We start from the raw sequence: 15037 nt of genomic DNA, 5'->3' as shown, positions 1-15037 counted from the left end.
TACCAAGCCGTTGGGCGCGGCGGCGGCGATCAGGAACAGACCCCACAGTACATACCGGAGACGGACCGCCGGTCCGAGGAGGGCGATTGCGGGCAAGCGCGGGCCGAGTGCGTAAACCGGGCGGCCTGGTCGGGGCCGCCCCCAGAAGGCGATCACGGCGAGCACCGTAGTGGCGATACGGGCCGAGTGCCAGGCTGGGACGGTGAATTCTGTGAGGCCGCGGTCCGGTGAGCCGTACGGGCCGGTCCCTGCTGCCGGATCATGCGTGCATCGCGCGTCGCGCCTCGCGTCAGTCGGCCGTGCACATCGGACACGGCGGTGCCCGGTACGGCCGACTGTCGGGAAACGGCCCGCACCCGCGCCCCGAGCGGACGTAATGCGCGGGCGCCGCAGGGCGCGTACCTGCCACAATCGGGGGCATGACCACGCTCAAGTCCAAGCTTCACGACGACCTTACCGAGGCGATCAAGGCGCGCGATGAACTGCGCTCGTCCACGCTCCGGCTGACCCTCGCCGCGATCACCAAGGAGGAGGTCGCGGGCAAGGAGGCGCGTGAGCTCTCCGATGACGAGGTGCAGAAGGTGATCGCCAAGGAGGCGAAGAAGCGCCGCGAGGCGGCCGAGGCCTTCAGTCAGGGCGGGCGTACCGAACAGGCGGAGCGCGAGCGGCGGGAGGGCGAGCTGCTTGACGCCTATCTGCCGAGGCAGCTGTCGGACGACGAGCTGACCGCCATCGTGTCGCAGGCCGTCGACGAGGCCCGTGCGGCGGGTGCCGAGGGACCTCGTGCGATGGGTGCCGTCATGAAGATCGTGAACCCCAAGGTGGCAGGCAGGGCCGAGGGCGGCCGGGTCGCCGCGGCGGTCAAGAAGCTGCTGGCGGGTTGATCGGCGAGCCCTGTCCCGTGCGGAAGGGCTTCCGGTGAGGCATCGAGAAGGTATCGAGATCCTCCATGGACTTCCCTGGGGAGGTTCCGGACTTCCCCAGGGAAGGATGAAGGGGCGGGAGTCACTCCCGCCCCTTCATCGGTTCTCAGTCCTCAGTTGCGTCCGCCGGTGTCGTTGGCCGGCCCGCCGTTCGAGCCTCCGCGGTTCGAACCACCGCCGTCCAGGCCTCCGATGACTCCGGGCGGGAGGGAGATCCCGGGGAAGGGTCCTCCCTGGTCGCCGTCGTCGTCGCCCCTGTCACGGTCACGCTTGCGCCGCCGGTCGCCGTCACCGTCGCGCTCGTCCTCGGAGCCGTCGCGCGCATCGCCGCGCGGCACGTCGACAGGGGCGAAGGACGGCGTCTCGGAGGCGTCCAGCGCCCCGGTCATCGCGATCTTCCAGATCGGACCGGGCAGACAGCCACCGCACACCTTGTCGTAGTACCGGCCGCCGATCCTGATGTTGAACATCGACGTCTTCTCGCCGATGTCGTCACCGACCCACACTGCGGTGGCGAGGTTCGGTGTGTAACCGACGAACCAGGCGTCCTTGCGGTCGTTGGTGGTACCCGTCTTGCCCGCGTTGTCCCGGTCACTGAGACCGGCCTGGGTGCCGGTGCCGTCCTCGACCACGCCCTTGAGCATCTGGTTGACGGTGTCAGCCGTCCTCTCGCTCATCGCCCGAGTGCACCGGGACTTCGGCACCTTGAGGTTCTTGCCCTCGGCGGTGGTCACCGACTCGATGGCGATCGGCGAGCAGTACGTGCCGCGGTTGGCGAAGGTGGCGTAGACGGCGGCCATCGACAGCGGGGTGCTCTCGATGGAACCGAGGGTGATCGACGGCTTCTCGGGGATCTTCTTCCCCTTGCCCGTCTTGTAGCCCACCTTCTGTGCCATCTCGACCGTCTCGCAGAGCCCGGTCATCTGCTCCAGCTTGGCGAAGTAGGTGTTGATGGACTTGCCGAGCGCGCTCGTCATGTCCCAGCTGCCGGTCTCCGACTTCAGCTCGTTCTGCACTGCCCAGGTCCCGCTCCCGGCAGGAGACCCCGAACACTCCGTGAAGGAGTTCAAGGGCATGTCGATCTTCCAGCCGCTGGAGAACGACTGCGCCGGGCTGAGCCCCTTCTCCAGGGCCGCCGCCGCCGTGATCGGCTTGAAGGTCGAGCCGACCTGGAAGCCGTAGGTCGTGCCGCCCATCTTGCCGTCGACCGACAGGTTGAGCACCGTCTCGTGGCGGCTTGAGTCGAGGCCGTACGGGCGCGACTGCCCCATCGAGAGGATCTTGCCGCTGCCCGGTTCAAGCTGCACCACGGCAGCCGCGACCTTGTCGTCCTTGTTGACCTTGGCGGTGGCCGCCTCGTTGGCAGCCTCCTGGGCCCGCGGGTCGAGCGTGGTCCTGATGGTCAGACCGCCGAGGTCCCACAGCCTCTGGCGCTCCTCCGTCGTCTTCCCGAAGGTCGGGTCGGAGAGCATCGTCTTGCGCACGTAGTCACAGAAGAAGCCGGCACCGTCGACGGATGTGATGCAGCCGTTCTTGGGCTTGCTGAGATCGAGCTGGACCGGTTTGGCCTTGGCCTCGTCCGCCTCCTGCTGCGTGATGCTGCGGATGTCTGCCATCCGCTGCAGCACGGTGTTGCGCCGAAGGGTCGCGGTCTTCTCGTTGTTGACCGGGTCGTAGATGCTCGGGGACTGCACGATCCCCGCGAGCAGGGCCGCCTCCTCCAGATTCAGGTCCTTGGCGGACTTGGAGAAGTAGCGCTTGGAGGCTGCCTCGACGCCGTACGCCTGCTGGCCGAAGAAGGTGATGTTGAGGTAGTTCTCAAGGATCTTCTTCTTCCCGAGCTCCTTTTCGACCTGGATCGCGTACTTGAGCTCGCGGACCTTGCGGCCGATGGTCTGCTGGGTGGCCTGGGCGACCTTGGTCGGGTCGTCGCCCGCCTCCTCGATGAAGACGTTCTTGACGTACTGCTGGGTGAGGGTAGAGCCGCCCTGCTTGACGCCCCCGCCCTGGGCGTTCGTGTTGGCCGCGCGGAGCAGGCCCTTGGGGTCGACCGCGCCGTGCTGGTAGAAGCGTGCGTCCTCGATCGCGACGATCGCCCGCTGCATATGGGGCGAGATGTCCTTGAGTGGGACGACTGTGCGGTTGCGGGAGTAGACGGTGGCGATCTGGCCGCCTTCGGCGTCCAGGATGGTGGTGCGCTGGCTGAGCGGGGGCGTCTTCATATTGGCGGGAATCGTGTCGAACCCCTCGACCGTGCCCTTGGCCGCGAGCCCCAGTGCGCCTGCGGCGGGCAGGGCTAGGCCTGCCAGTACTGCTCCGGAGAGCACACTGACGCCGATGAACTTGGCGGCCTGCTGGGTCCCTGTCAGACCTCCGCCCGAGCGCTTGTTTGCCATGGGGGCAGCCTAATCTGTCGCGCGAGGCGCGCCCCAGGAGTGTGGGCCTCTGAGGGTGTTCGAGTACCAGACCGTGACATCCGAGGCCAGGAGGATCCGGGATTGTACGACTCGAACGGCGCAACCCCGGCCGCGGTGAGGGCGGTACGGTCCGGGTGGGCGGAGGTGACACGTGTGATCCATGGCACCCGTGTTCTCATTCTCCGGACACACGGCGAGGCGTTGGCCTAAGCTGCCCTCAACTGTCACAGCAATGTGGTCGCGTATCAATACCCCCCGCACCCCCTGTGACACCTTCAAGACGTGCTCAAGTTATTCCCAGCCCGTTCTTTGGCGTGCATTCGCGAAAGTCAGGTCGAATGCCGGAATAGTCGCATATGCCCTTCGCTCACTCCCCTGGGTGATCTGCCGCGTACCCATAGTCCGTTCGGGCCATTCAAGATTGGGCCCGAAGGGGGTGTTGCGCTGTGCCCGCCTTCCGTAACGTCCTCAACTGGCAGCGGTGAATATGCCGCTTGCCGCCGTGGGGGAGCCTCGATTCGGGAGAGGACGGCGCCGGAATGGGCTGGGTAACCGACTGGAGTGCGCAGGCAGCCTGCCGCACTACCGATCCGGATGAACTGTTCGTGCAAGGAGCGGCGCAGAACAGGGCCAAGGCAGTGTGCACCGGATGCCCGGTGCGCACCGAGTGCCTGGCTGACGCGCTCGACAATCGTGTCGAATTCGGCGTTTGGGGTGGAATGACCGAGCGGGAGCGGCGCGCACTGCTGCGCCGGCGCCCCACCGTCACCTCCTGGCGCAGGCTTCTTGAGACCGCTCGTACCGAGTACGAGCGGAGCGCGGGCCTCCTGCCCGTGGGCCTGGAGGACGACGAGACGTACGAGTCGTACGCGGCAGCGGGATAGGCCGGTCAGCTCAGTCGGGTGCGATAGGGGCGGGTTGGTTCGTCGAGTTGGCGCCTGGGTCTGAGGTGCCGCACAGCCGACTGCCGCCCAAAGGCCGTCCCGCAATCCCCGGCGGGCGGACGACGCCGGCCACGGCACTCCCCCTGGCTTCGCCGGGAGGTGCCCCGGCGCTGCGTTGTCGAAGCATCCGAATACACCAGTATGAGGATGGCTCTTCGCCTTGCGATGCGTCCCCTCGGCCCCAAGGGCCGGGGGAGACCCCATACATCTGACGCCGCGCGCTGATCCGCCGGGCATCACGGGACAGCCCTTTAGTTCACCGCCGCGGACGGAGTAACGCCGGTCGCGAGCCGCTCACCGATGGTCCTGAGCCCCGCGAGGTCGTGAACATCGCCAGGCAGGGCCCCCACTTGAGCCACCGCGACATCTGGGTGGAGCGCCCTGAATCGATCGCGGGTCCGCTGCTCTCGGGCGAGCACCTGCATCCGTTCGGCATGCAGACGCAGTAGACCCGCGGTCAGCTGCGCCGTGGGAGTGCGTACGAGTGGGTCGGGCTCGGACTCCACGGCGGGAGAGGTGGGAGAGGTGGGAGAGGTGCCCGTGGAGCCACGAACACGAGTCTTCCCGGGCTCCTGATCCACAATGCCGCTCTCATCAAGATTTTCCGCGACGGTGAGTGCACGCTCTGCCGAGAGGCCGGCGGCGCCGCTCCCATGGACCCGGTTGAGGACCAGCCCCGCCAGCGGCATCTCCTCCGCTGCCAGCCGCTCCACGAAATACGCCGCCTCTCGCAGTGCGTCCCGCTCCGGGGCAGCGACCACAAGGAATGCGGTGCCGGGTGCCTGGAGCAGGCGGTACGTGGCGTCGGCGCGGGTGCGGAAGCCGCCGAACATCGTGTCCATGGCGGCGACGAAAGTCTGGACGTCCCTCAGCAGCTGACCCCCCAGCAGCTTTCCGAGTGTCCCGGTCATCATCGACATGCCGACGTTCAGGAACTTCATTCCGGCCCGGCCGCCCATCTTCGCCGGGGTCATCAGCAGCTTGATGAACTTCCCGTCCAGGAAGGACCCGAGCCGTTTGGGCGCGTCCAGGAAGTCCAGTGCCGAACGTGAAGGAGGAGTGTCGACCACGATCAGATCCCACTCGTCGCGGGCGCGGAGTTGGCCGAGCTTCTCCATCGCCATGTATTCCTGAGTGCCCGCGAAACCTGCCGACAGGGACTGATAGAAGGGGTTCTCCAGGATCGCCCGGGCCCGAGCCGGATCCGCGTGGGCCTCGACGATCTCGTCGAAGGTCCGCTTCATGTCCAGCATCATCGCGTGCAACTCACCCTCGCCCTTGATGCCGTCCACCTGGCGAGGGGTGTTGTCGAGCAGATCGATACCCATCGACTGGGCGAGCCTGCGAGCCGGGTCGATGGTCAGCACGACGGCCTTGCGACCCCGCTCCGCCGCCCGTACGCCCAAGGCCGCCGCGGTCGTGGTCTTGCCCACCCCACCCGCTCCGCAGCACACGATGATGCGGGTGCCCGGGTCGTCGAGCAGCGGATCGATGGCGAGCGACGGTTCGTTCTCCATGGCGCTGCCGTGAGTCATGGGCGGCGGCGTCATCATCCGTTCTTCCTCTTCTCTCCGGCGTCCCCCGCGACCGCTGTGGCCCCTGTGTCGGCCGTGCCCTCGCGGTTCCCGCCGCATCCGGGCGAGGTGGCGCTGTCCCCGTCCTCGTTCACGCCTTGCTTCCGCAGTTCGGCAGCGAGCTGGTAGAGCCCGGCGATGTCGACGCCTTCGCTCAGCAGCGGCAGTTCGAACGTGGGCCGACCCAGCGAACCGAGCACGGCGCGCTGCTCGCGCTCCAACTCCACGCGCTGCGCGTGCTCGGCGGCCTGGTCGAGCAGAGGGCCGACCAGCCCGGTGGCCCCGCTCACGCCCGCAGCAGCCAGCGACTTGGCGATGTCCTTGCGGCGGTCGGCGGTCGCAGCCGTACGGACCGCCTCCTCGTCGAGGATGTGCGGTCGCACCATGTTGACGATGACGTTCCCGGTGGGAAGGTCCGCCTCGCGTAGGTCGGCGATGCCGTCCGCGGTCTCCTGGACGGGCATCTCCTCCAGCAGGGTCACCAAGTGGACGGCGGTCTCGGGAGACTTGAGGACCCGCATCACGGCCTGGGCCTGATTGTGTATCGGGCCGATCTTGGCCAGCCCCGCCACCTCGTCGTTGACGTTGAGGAAGCGCGTGATCCGGCCGGTGGGCGGGGCGTCCATGACCACGTAGTCGTACGCGTAGTGGCCCTGGCCGTTCTTCGAGTCGGCGGTGCGCCGGCGCACCGCCTCACAGGCCTTGCCGGTCAGCAGCACGTCCCGGACGCCGGGTGCGACGGTGGTGGCGAAGTCGATCGCGCCGAGTTTCTTCAGCGCCCGGCCCGCAGAGCCCAGTTTGTAGAACATCTGGAGGTAGTCGAGCAGCGCTCGCTCGGCGTCGATGGCCAGCGCGAACACTTCGCCACCGCCGGGAGCGACCGCGATCTTGCGTTCCTCGTACGGCAAAGCCTCCGTCTCGAAGAGCTGTGCGATGCCCTGTCTGCCCTCGACCTCTACGAGAAGCGTGCGCTTTCCCTCGGTCGCGAGGGCGAGCGCGAGGGCTGCGGCGACCGTCGTCTTACCGGTACCGCCCTTGCCGCTGACGACCTGAAGCCTGCTCACGTCTTCGAGCCTAACCAGTCAGGCCGTGCCCTACGCACGTGGCCGCCTGCCGACTGCGTCACGTGGGGGGGCACGGGGCACGGAGGGAATCGCTCACGGAGATCCGCACGTGTGCCCGCCGCCTGCATTCGGATGTCCGCACTCGGGGATCCACTGAGACCCACGGAGGTCTGCAGAGGTCTGTACAGGTCTACCGGGATATACGGGGATTCATCGGGGACTCGCGACGGCCGGAAGACGCACCGGGTCCGCGCGGCCCCCGCGGGGGCCGATCCGCGGGGGCCGACAGGACCCAGGGGTCCTTGTGGTCCCGCGTCGCCATACCGTGCACCCCGGCGGCTACAGTCGGCCCCATGACCAAGTGGGAATACGCGACCGTGCCCCTTCTCGTGCACGCGACCAAGCAGATCCTGGACACCTGGGGCGAGGACGGCTGGGAGCTCGTCCAGGTCGTCCCCGGACCGAACAACCCCGAGCAGCTCGTGGCCTACCTGAAGCGGGAGAGGGCCTGATGGCCGGGGCGGGCGCCGTAGAGGCGAAGCTCGCCGAGCTCGGCCTCACGCTTCCGGAGGTCGTCCCGCCGCTCGCCGCCTACCAGCCGGCCGTGCAGTCGGGGCCGTACGTCCACACCTCGGGGCAGCTGCCCATGGTGGAGGGCAAGCTTCCGGTCACCGGCAAGGTCGGTGCCGAGGTGACTGCGGAAGAGGCCAAGGAACTGGCCGCCACCTGTGCGCTCAATGCGCTCGCCGCGGTGAAGTCCGTCGCCGGCAGCCTGGACCGCATCGCACGGGTCGTGAAGGTCGTCGGCTTCGTCGCCTCCGCCTCCGACTTCACCGGTCAGCCCGCTGTCATCAACGGTGCCAGCGAGCTGCTCGGCGCGGTGCTCGGCGACAAGGGTGTGCACGCGCGGAGCGCTGTGGGTGTGGCGGTGCTGCCGCTGGATTCCCCGGTCGAGGTCGAGGTGCAGGTCGAGCTCGTCCAGGACTGAGGCCACGTCCTGACCCAGGACGTCCGAACAGTACGAAGGGGCGCCCGGAAGCGGGCGCCCCGGGTGCCGCACGGAGCGGCTACCTCTCGAACATCCACGCGTGAGCGCATAGCATCCGCCCATGTCCAATGGTCAGTGGTACCCACCGGAATGGCCCGAGCGGATCAGGGCGCTCGCTGCCGGAAAGCTCACCGCCGTGAGCCCGAAGCGCGCGGCGACCGTCATGCTGCTCAAGGACACACCCGAGGGCGCGTACGTCCATATGCTGCGGCGCCGCGCCTCCATGGCCTTTGCCGGAGGTGCGTACGCCTACCCGGGCGGCGGGGTGGACGAGCGCGACGCCCGTCCGGTCCGCTGGGCCGGTCGATCCCCGGCCGATTGGGCGGCCAGGCTCGGTGTCGAGGACGAGGCGACGGCGCAGTCCATCGTCTGCGCCGCGGTGCGGGAGACCTACGAGGAGGCGGGCGTTCTGCTCGCCGGGGAGACCCCGGACACGGTCGTCGGGGACACCACGGGCGACGACTGGGAGGCGGACCGGGCAGCGCTGGTCGAGCGGGAGCTCGGCTTCGCCGAGTTCCTGGACCGCAGAGGCCTGGTACTGCGCTCGGATCTGCTGGGTGCCTGGGCCCGCTGGATCACACCTGAGTTCGAGCCGCGCCGCTTCGACACCTGGTTCTTCGTCGCTGCCCTCCCGCAGGGCCAGCGCACCCGGAACGCCTCGACGGAGGCCGACCGTACGGTCTGGATCAGGCCCGTCGACGCAGCCGCCGGGTACGACAAGGGCGAACTGCTGATGATGCCCCCGACGATCGCCACTTTGCGGGTGCTCGGACAGCACGGAGCCGCCGCGGACGTCCTCGAGGCGGCGGCCGGGCAGGACCTCACCCCCGTACTGGCACAGGCACGGCTGGTGGCGGGAGAGGTGGTGCTGAGCTGGCCGGGCCACGACGAGTTCACCAAGCACATTCCGGCCGGTCCGACCGGTCCCGCCGCGACCGCCGATTCCGCCAACGCCACCGGTCCCGCCGGAGCACCCCTATGAGCGATGCCGCAGCCCTTCCCGGCCAGCCGCGCGGTGCCGTGGTGTCCGGCCCGGCGACCGCGCGGGCGGTCAACGTACTGGCCCCCAACGCCTCCGCGATGACCCTGGACGGCACCAACACCTGGATCGTCGCCGAGCCGGACTCCGATCTCGCGGTCGTCATCGACCCCGGGCCGCTGGACGATGCACACCTGCGCAATGTCATCGCGATTGCCGAGAAGGCGGGGAAGCGGGTCGCACTGACCCTGCTGACGCACGGACATGCGGACCACGCGGAGGGGGCGGGCAGGTTTGCGGAGCTGACCGCTACGAAGGTGCGTGCCCTGGACCCGGCGTTGCGTCTCGGTGACGAGGGGCTCGCGGCGGGCGATGTGATCCGCACCGGCGGTCTGGAGCTGAGGGTGGTGCCGACGCCGGGCCACACCGCGGATTCGCTCTGCTTCCATCTGCCCGCCGACCGTGCCGTCCTCACCGGCGACACGATCCTGGGGCGTGGCACGACGATGGTCGCCCATCCGGACGGGCGTCTCGGCGATTACCTCGATTCGCTGCGGAGACTGCGCTCCCTGACCGTCGACGACGGGGTGCGCACCGTCCTCCCGGGGCATGGCCCTGTCCTGGAGGACGCGCAGGGCGCGGTGGAGTTCTATCTCGCGCACCGCGCCCATCGACTCGCGCAGGTCGAGACAGCCGTGGAGAACGGCCATGGCGCGGCGCCCGACGTGGTGGCGCACGTGTACGCCGATGTGGACCGGTCGCTGTGGCCGGCCGCCGAGCTCTCGGTGCGGGCGCAGCTCGAATACCTGCGGGAGCACGGCCTGATCCCGGACTGACGCCGAACGCCTGAACCTCCGGGCCGGGGACCCCCGTCCGGGCTGCGGCCCAGCCGTGCCTTACGCTCCGCTTACTTTCGGCATTTCATCCCTGGGGGAAACGCGGTGTTCGTCCTGTTCATCCTGCTCGTCATCGCCGCCGTGGTGTTGTACGTGGTCTCACGAGGCGACGACGGCCGCCGCGGTTTCAAGCTCGGTGCTGTCGCCGCGCTGATAGCCGGCCTGTTCGCGGGCATCACCAGTTGCGTCTACATCGTCAGCGCGTACGAGGTCGGTGTGCCTGTGACCTTCGGCAAGGTCGGCTCGCCGCTGACCTCCGGAATGCACCTGAGGTCGCCGTTCACCAGCGTCACGACCTTCTCCACCCGCCCGGTCGACCTCAACCTCTCCGACAAGGACGTGGTCGAGGTGCGTTCCAGCCAGGGCGGCGTGATGTACGTGGAAGTGACCGTGAAATGGGCCGTGACGCCCGCGAAGGCCGTGGAGCTCTACCGGCTTGCGGGCAGTGAGAGCGCCATCCAGCAGCGTCTCGTCTATCCGGACAGCCGGGAGATCGTCCGTAATGTGTTCGCCCGTTACACGAGCGAGCAGGGCTACGCCTCGGCCCGGGAGAAGATCAACATGGAGATCGGCGACCTGATCAAGGAGCGGCTGGCTCCTCGCGGAATCGACGTGACCACGGTCAACCTGCGCAATGTGAAGCCGTCGGACAGCCTCCAGGACCAGATCGACCGCAAGATCCAGCAGGAGCAGGCCACGGAGCGGGCCACTGAGGCGGCGCGTACCGCCAAGGCGGAGGCGGAGCGCCGCCGGATCGAGGCGGAAGGCATCGCCAAGGCGAACAAGATTCTCAACGACTCGCTCTCGGACAAGGTGATCATGAACCAGTGCATCGACGCCTTCCGGGAGGCCGCGGCGAAGAACCCGGTCTACGCGGTCCCGTGCGGCAGTGGTGGCGGAACCCCGGTGATCGTCGACGGCACGAAGCGCTGACCCCGGTCCCGGAACGTGTGCGGGGCGCCCCCGGACGGATCGTCCGGGGGCGCCCCGCATGCTGGAGAGGTCCGAGCCGAGTCCGGCAGACCCGTCCGGTCACGGCACCCGCTAGCGCGAGCGCTTCGCGAGGCGCTCCACGTCGAGCAGGATCACGGCGCGTGCCTCAAGACGCAGCCAGCCGCGCTGGGCGAAGTCGGCCAGGGCCTTGTTCACGGTCTCGCGGGAGGCGCCGACGAGCTGGGCCAGCTCCTCCTGGGTCAGGTCGTGAACCACGTGGATGCCCTCCTCCGACTGCACGCCGAAGCGGCGCGACAGGTCGAGGAGGGCTCGGGCGACGCGGCCGGGGACGTCGGAGAAGACCAGGTCGGACATCTGGTCGTTGGTCTTGCGCAGTCGGCGCGCGACGGCGCGCAGCAGGGCCGTGGCCACCTCGGGGCGTGCGTTGAGCCAGGGCTGGAGGTCGCCGTGGCCGAGACCGAGCAGCTTCACCTCGGTCAGCGCGGTGGCCGTGGCCGTCCGCGGGCCCGGGTCGAACAGCGAGAGCTCGCCGATCAGCTCCCCGGGGCCGAGCACCGCCAGCATGTTCTCGCGGCCGTCGGGCGAGGTGCGGTGCAGCTTGACCTTGCCCTCGGTGACCACGTACAGCCGGTCGCCGGGGTCGCCCTCGTGGAAGAGCGCGTCGCCGCGTGCGAGTGTCACTTCACTCATCGAGGCGCGGAGCTCCGCGGCCTGCTCGTCATCGAGCGCCGCGAAGAGCGGGGCGCGCCGCAGAACGTCGTCCACGAGTTCTCTCCTTGTCGACCTGCTCAGGGGACGGTGGTCCCCATGATGCCGCACAGCAAAACAGTGCGATCGATCACAAGGATCCATCACAAGTCTGACGCACCGGCGTGTCCTGTTGTGCTTCAGGGGCCGATTCGGGTGGTGATCGGCGGCGTCCGGGGCGGATGTCGGTGGCGGCCCTTAGGCTGGCCGGGTGTCCAATTCGCCGGTGAGAGTGCAGGCCAAGGGGGCTGGAAGAGTGCCAGGGGAGCAAGATTCCGCTGTGGGCGAACATGATTCCCCTCAGTCGGCAAAAGTGGCAAAAGGGGCAAAGCGGAAGGGTTCTTCCTCCAGGAGAGCTCCCGCGGCCCCAGCCGTCCGGACGTCCCCTGCTGTCCGAGCGACCCCGGAAGGTCCCGAAGGTCCCAGAGGCTCCGCGGCGCCGTCGCGCAGAGCCGCGGCGAAGCCGGAGTCACGGCTGGCGATGGTCCGGCGTGCCCGCCGTATCAATCGCGAGCTGGCCGAGGTCTATCCGTACGCCCACCCCGAGCTGGACTTCCGGAACCCCTTCGAGCTGCTGGTGGCGACGGTCCTGTCCGCGCAGACCACCGATCTGCGGGTCAACCAGACGACCCCCGCGCTCTTCGCTCGATATCCCACGCCCGAGGACATGGCCGCTGCCGTTCCTGAGGAGCTGGAGGAGATCGTCCGGCCCACGGGCTTCTTCCGCGCCAAGGCGAAGTCCCTGATCGGCCTGTCCGGGGCCCTGCGCGACGACTTCGGCGGCGAGGTCCCCGACCGGCTCGAGGATCTGGTGAAGCTTCCGGGCGTGGGCCGCAAGACGGCGTTCGTGGTGCTGGGAAACGCCTATGGCGTCCCGGGGATCACCGTGGACACCCATTTCATGAGGCTCGCCCGCCGCTGGAAGTGGACCACGCAGGAGGATCCGGTCAAGATCGAGGCCGAGGTCGCCGCGATCTTCCCCAAGAGCGACTGGACGATGCTCTCCCACCGGGTCATCTTCCACGGCCGCCGCATCTGCCACGCCCGCAAGCCGGCATGCGGCGCCTGCCCGATCACTCACCTGTGCCCCTCGTACGGCGAGGGCGAGACGGACCCCGACAAGGCGAAGAAGCTGCTCAAGTATGAGATGGGCGGCTACCCGGGCCAGCGTCTGAACCCTCCGCCGGACTACCCCGGCAAGCCCGCACCTCCGCTGGCGTCCTCATGACACAGCCCGCCGCCGCGCCCCGCCCGCGCGGCCAGGCGCCTGGTCTGCCCGTGCCCGGTCTGCGCGTGCCCGGTCTGCGCGGGTCCCGACCCGGTCGCAGCCTGGGGTGCTGGGTCAGGAACGATCCCGGAAGCGGTACGCGTTGCACACCACGGGGGTGCTCATGACACGCACGGACGAGATGTACGACGGCGAGCTGGCCGTGACGAGCGAAGGTCTGCCCGACTGGCTTGTCCCGGTGGCTGAGGCCGCCAGGACGGTCGCCCCTGAGCAGCTCAGCCGCTATCTGCCGCCCGACGGCGGTGGCGGCCGCCAGTCCGCTGTGCTCGTTCTCTTCGGCGAAGGCCCTCAAGGCCCCGAGTTGCTGCTGATGGAGCGTGCCAGCAGTCTGCGCTCGCACGCCGGACAGCCCTCCTTCCCCGGTGGCGCCCTCGACCCCGTGGACGGCGACCCGGCCACATCAGGGCCGCTGCGCGCCGCTTTGCGCGAGGCCGAGGAGGAGACAGGGCTGGATCCGGCGGGTGTACAGCTCTTCGGGGTGCTGCCCCGCCTCTACATCCCGGTGAGCGGATTCGTCGTCGCGCCGGTCCTCGGCTGGTGGCGCGAGCCGAGTCCGGTCGCTGCCGTCGACCCCGCGGAGACCGCCCGGGTCTTCACTGTTCCCGTGGCGGATCTCACGAATCCGGCAAATCGTGCCACCGCAGTCCACCCCAGCGGGTTCCGAGGCCCCGCGTTCCTGGTCGCCTCCGCTCTGGTCTGGGGTTTTACGGCGGGAGTGATCGACCGGATCCTGCACTTCGCCGGTTGGGAGCGCCCCTGGGACCGCGGAAAGCAGGTCCCGCTCGATTGGCGACCATGAGACCGTGGCCCGTACTCCACTCCGGGGTGGCTCCCTGGAGTCCGGGGAACCGGACACCCACCCCAGCCGGACGGAGCGCCGGACGACGAAACTGCGAGGCATACGACGGTGAACGTGCTGGACATCCTGCTGCTGGTGGCAGCCGTGTGGTTCGCGATCGTCGGGTACCGCCAGGGATTCGTCGTCGGCATCCTCTCGGTGATCGGTTTCCTCGGCGGTGGGCTCATCGCCGTCTACCTGCTGCCAGTCGTGTGGGACCGGCTCACGGATGAGGCCGAGGTCTCCACCACGGCCGCTATCGTCGCGGTCGTGATCGTGATCGTCTTCGCCTCGGTCGGGCAGGCCTTCACCACCCACCTCGGCAACAAGCTGCGCCGTCACATCACCTGGTCGCCGGCGCGTGCGCTCGACGCGACGGGTGGCGCGCTCGTCAACGTCGTCGCCATGCTCCTCGTCGCCTGGCTGCTCGGCTCAGCCCTCGCTCAGACCTCCCTGCCCACCCTCGGCAAGGAGGTCCGCAACTCGAAGGTCCTCCTCGGCGTATCCGAGGTGCTGCCGGCAGAGGCGGCCACCTGGACGAATGACTTCTCCTCCGTCCTCGCGCAGAACGGCTTCCCACCGGTCTTCAGCCCGTTCGCCAAGGAGCCCATCACCGAGGTGCGCGCGCCCGACCCGGCCCTCGCCGACAGCCCGGTCGCGGCACGGGCCCAGCGCTCCATCGTGAAGGTCGTCGGTACGGCCACCAGCTGCAACAAGGTCCTGGAAGGCACCGGCTTCGTGTTCGCCGAGCGCCGCGTCATGACCAACGCGCACGTCGTGGGTGGCGTGGACGAGCCCACCGTCCAGATAGGCGGTAAGGGCCGGCTCTACGACGCGAAAGTCGTCCTCTACGACTGGCAGCGGGACATCGCCGTACTCGACGTCCCGGGCCTCAAGGCCACGCCGCTGCCGTTCACCGGGACTGACGCCCGCACGGGTGACAGCGCGATCGTCGCGGGCTTCCCCCAGAACGGCGGATACGACGTGCGGTCGGCCCGGGTCAGGGGCCGGATCGATGCCGACGGGCCCGACATCTACCGCAGGGGTGAGGTGCGCCGCGATGTCTACTCGCTGTTCACGACCGTCCGCGAGGGCAACTCGGGAGGGCCGCTACTCACCCCGGAGGGTGAGGTGTACGGGGTGATCTTCGCCCGGTCGCGTGACGACGCCAATACGGGTTACGCACTGACGGTCGACGAGATCCGTGATGACATCGCTCGCGGAGTCAAGGCCAACCAGCAGGTCGACAGCCAGGGCTGCGCCCTGTGACGGACGCCGCCGGGGCGCCGGATCGCGGTGCTCCGCGGCGGCTCTGACGACGGGTCCGTCAGGGGTGGTCCTGCACGGGGGTCGGGCGCAGTCGGC

Annotated in this window: 14 protein-coding genes; 10 read left to right on the top strand and 4 right to left on the bottom strand. The window is 68.9% G+C overall.

The window, feature by feature from the left end; all coding sequences use genetic code 11:
* Positions 1-419: 419 nt before the first annotated feature.
* Positions 420-884, top strand: coding sequence for a GatB/YqeY domain-containing protein (locus V1460_RS34685; protein ID WP_338677550.1), 465 nt, complete (start codon positions 420-422; stop codon positions 882-884).
* Positions 885-1036: 152 nt separating this feature from the next.
* On the opposite strand, the gene V1460_RS34680 is transcribed toward V1460_RS34685, so the two are convergent.
* Entirely contained in the window at positions 1037-3319 is a 2283-nt protein-coding gene (locus V1460_RS34680; protein ID WP_338677549.1) for a transglycosylase domain-containing protein, read from the bottom strand.
* 560 nt (positions 3320-3879) lie between these two features.
* Between V1460_RS34680 and V1460_RS34675 the strand changes: the two genes are divergently transcribed.
* Complete coding sequence (locus V1460_RS34675) at positions 3880-4224, top strand: WhiB family transcriptional regulator (protein WP_338677548.1); 345 nt, start codon at positions 3880-3882, stop codon at positions 4222-4224.
* Positions 4225-4535: 311 nt separating this feature from the next.
* Here the strand turns inward: V1460_RS34675 and V1460_RS34670 are convergent, their stop codons facing one another.
* A complete protein-coding gene (locus tag V1460_RS34670; protein WP_407077653.1) occupies positions 4536-5834 on the bottom strand; it encodes an ArsA family ATPase in 1299 nt (432 codons plus the stop codon).
* Entirely contained in the window at positions 5834-6922 is a 1089-nt protein-coding gene (locus V1460_RS34665; protein WP_338677546.1) for an ArsA-related P-loop ATPase, read from the bottom strand. The genes V1460_RS34670 and V1460_RS34665 overlap by 1 nt, the downstream gene beginning before the upstream one ends.
* Positions 6923-7275: 353 nt before the next feature.
* Here V1460_RS34665 and V1460_RS34660 point away from each other — a divergent pair, with 353 nt between their 5' ends.
* The 5 genes from V1460_RS34660 (at position 7276) to V1460_RS34640 (ending at position 10778) form a co-directional block, all read left to right on the top strand.
* Complete coding sequence (locus tag V1460_RS34660) at positions 7276-7434, top strand: DUF4177 domain-containing protein (RefSeq protein ID WP_073492664.1); 159 nt, start codon at positions 7276-7278, stop codon at positions 7432-7434.
* Positions 7434-7910: a RidA family protein gene (locus tag V1460_RS34655; protein WP_338677545.1), complete on the top strand. Its 477-nt coding sequence runs from the start codon at positions 7434-7436 to the stop codon at positions 7908-7910. The genes V1460_RS34660 and V1460_RS34655 overlap by 1 nt, the downstream gene beginning before the upstream one ends.
* Positions 7911-8031: 121 nt before the next feature.
* Positions 8032-8952 carry an NUDIX hydrolase gene (locus tag V1460_RS34650; RefSeq protein ID WP_338677544.1) on the top strand — a complete coding sequence of 307 codons (921 nt, stop codon included), beginning with the start codon at positions 8032-8034 and terminating at the stop codon, positions 8950-8952.
* Positions 8949-9785 (top strand): MBL fold metallo-hydrolase, encoded by an 837-nt coding sequence (locus tag V1460_RS34645; protein ID WP_338677543.1) that lies wholly within the window; start codon positions 8949-8951, stop codon positions 9783-9785. Before V1460_RS34650 ends, V1460_RS34645 begins: the two co-directional genes overlap by 4 nt.
* Positions 9786-9890: 105 nt before the next feature.
* Positions 9891-10778: a prohibitin family protein gene (locus V1460_RS34640; RefSeq protein ID WP_338677542.1), complete on the top strand. Its 888-nt coding sequence runs from the start codon at positions 9891-9893 to the stop codon at positions 10776-10778.
* 111 nt (positions 10779-10889) lie between these two features.
* Here V1460_RS34640 and V1460_RS34635 read toward each other — a convergent pair whose 3' ends face one another.
* Positions 10890-11564 carry a Crp/Fnr family transcriptional regulator gene (locus tag V1460_RS34635; RefSeq protein ID WP_017947815.1) on the bottom strand — a complete coding sequence of 225 codons (675 nt, stop codon included), beginning with the start codon at positions 11562-11564 and terminating at the stop codon, positions 10890-10892.
* A 193-nt stretch (positions 11565-11757) separates the two neighbouring features.
* Between V1460_RS34635 and nth the strand changes: the two genes are divergently transcribed.
* The 3 genes from nth (at position 11758) to V1460_RS34620 (ending at position 14941) form a co-directional block, all read left to right on the top strand.
* A complete protein-coding gene (nth, locus tag V1460_RS34630; RefSeq protein WP_338677541.1) occupies positions 11758-12774 on the top strand; it encodes an endonuclease III in 1017 nt (338 codons plus the stop codon).
* Positions 12775-12937: 163 nt separating this feature from the next.
* Complete coding sequence (locus tag V1460_RS34625) at positions 12938-13633, top strand: CoA pyrophosphatase (protein WP_338677540.1); 696 nt, start codon at positions 12938-12940, stop codon at positions 13631-13633.
* Between the two features lie 108 nt (positions 13634-13741).
* The gene (locus tag V1460_RS34620; protein ID WP_338677539.1) at positions 13742-14941 is read left to right on the top strand and encodes a MarP family serine protease; all 1200 of its coding nucleotides are present in this window, start codon (positions 13742-13744) and stop codon (positions 14939-14941) included.
* Positions 14942-15037: the final 96 nt, after the last annotated feature.

This window comes from Streptomyces sp. SCSIO 30461 (assembly GCF_037023745.1).
Classification (GTDB): domain Bacteria; phylum Actinomycetota; class Actinomycetes; order Streptomycetales; family Streptomycetaceae; genus Streptomyces.
This window is presented reverse-complemented; position numbering and strand designations above follow the sequence as displayed.

What these genes read in the sequence shown, in the direction of transcription:
- V1460_RS34685 (WP_338677550.1), top strand. Translation starts at nt 420, where the DNA reads ATGACCACGCTCAAGTCCAAGCTTCACGACGACCTTACCGAGGCGATC.
- V1460_RS34680 (WP_338677549.1), bottom strand. Translation starts at nt 3,319, where the DNA reads ATGGCAAACAAGCGCTCGGGCGGAGGTCTGACAGGGACCCAGCAGGCC.
- V1460_RS34675 (WP_338677548.1), top strand. Translation starts at nt 3,880, where the DNA reads ATGGGCTGGGTAACCGACTGGAGTGCGCAGGCAGCCTGCCGCACTACC.
- V1460_RS34670 (WP_407077653.1), bottom strand. Translation starts at nt 5,834, where the DNA reads ATGACGCCGCCGCCCATGACTCACGGCAGCGCCATGGAGAACGAACCG.
- V1460_RS34660 (WP_073492664.1), top strand. Translation starts at nt 7,276, where the DNA reads ATGACCAAGTGGGAATACGCGACCGTGCCCCTTCTCGTGCACGCGACC.
- V1460_RS34655 (WP_338677545.1), top strand. Translation starts at nt 7,434, where the DNA reads ATGGCCGGGGCGGGCGCCGTAGAGGCGAAGCTCGCCGAGCTCGGCCTC.
- V1460_RS34650 (WP_338677544.1), top strand. Translation starts at nt 8,032, where the DNA reads ATGTCCAATGGTCAGTGGTACCCACCGGAATGGCCCGAGCGGATCAGG.
- V1460_RS34645 (WP_338677543.1), top strand. Translation starts at nt 8,949, where the DNA reads ATGAGCGATGCCGCAGCCCTTCCCGGCCAGCCGCGCGGTGCCGTGGTG.
- V1460_RS34625 (WP_338677540.1), top strand. Translation starts at nt 12,938, where the DNA reads ATGACACGCACGGACGAGATGTACGACGGCGAGCTGGCCGTGACGAGC.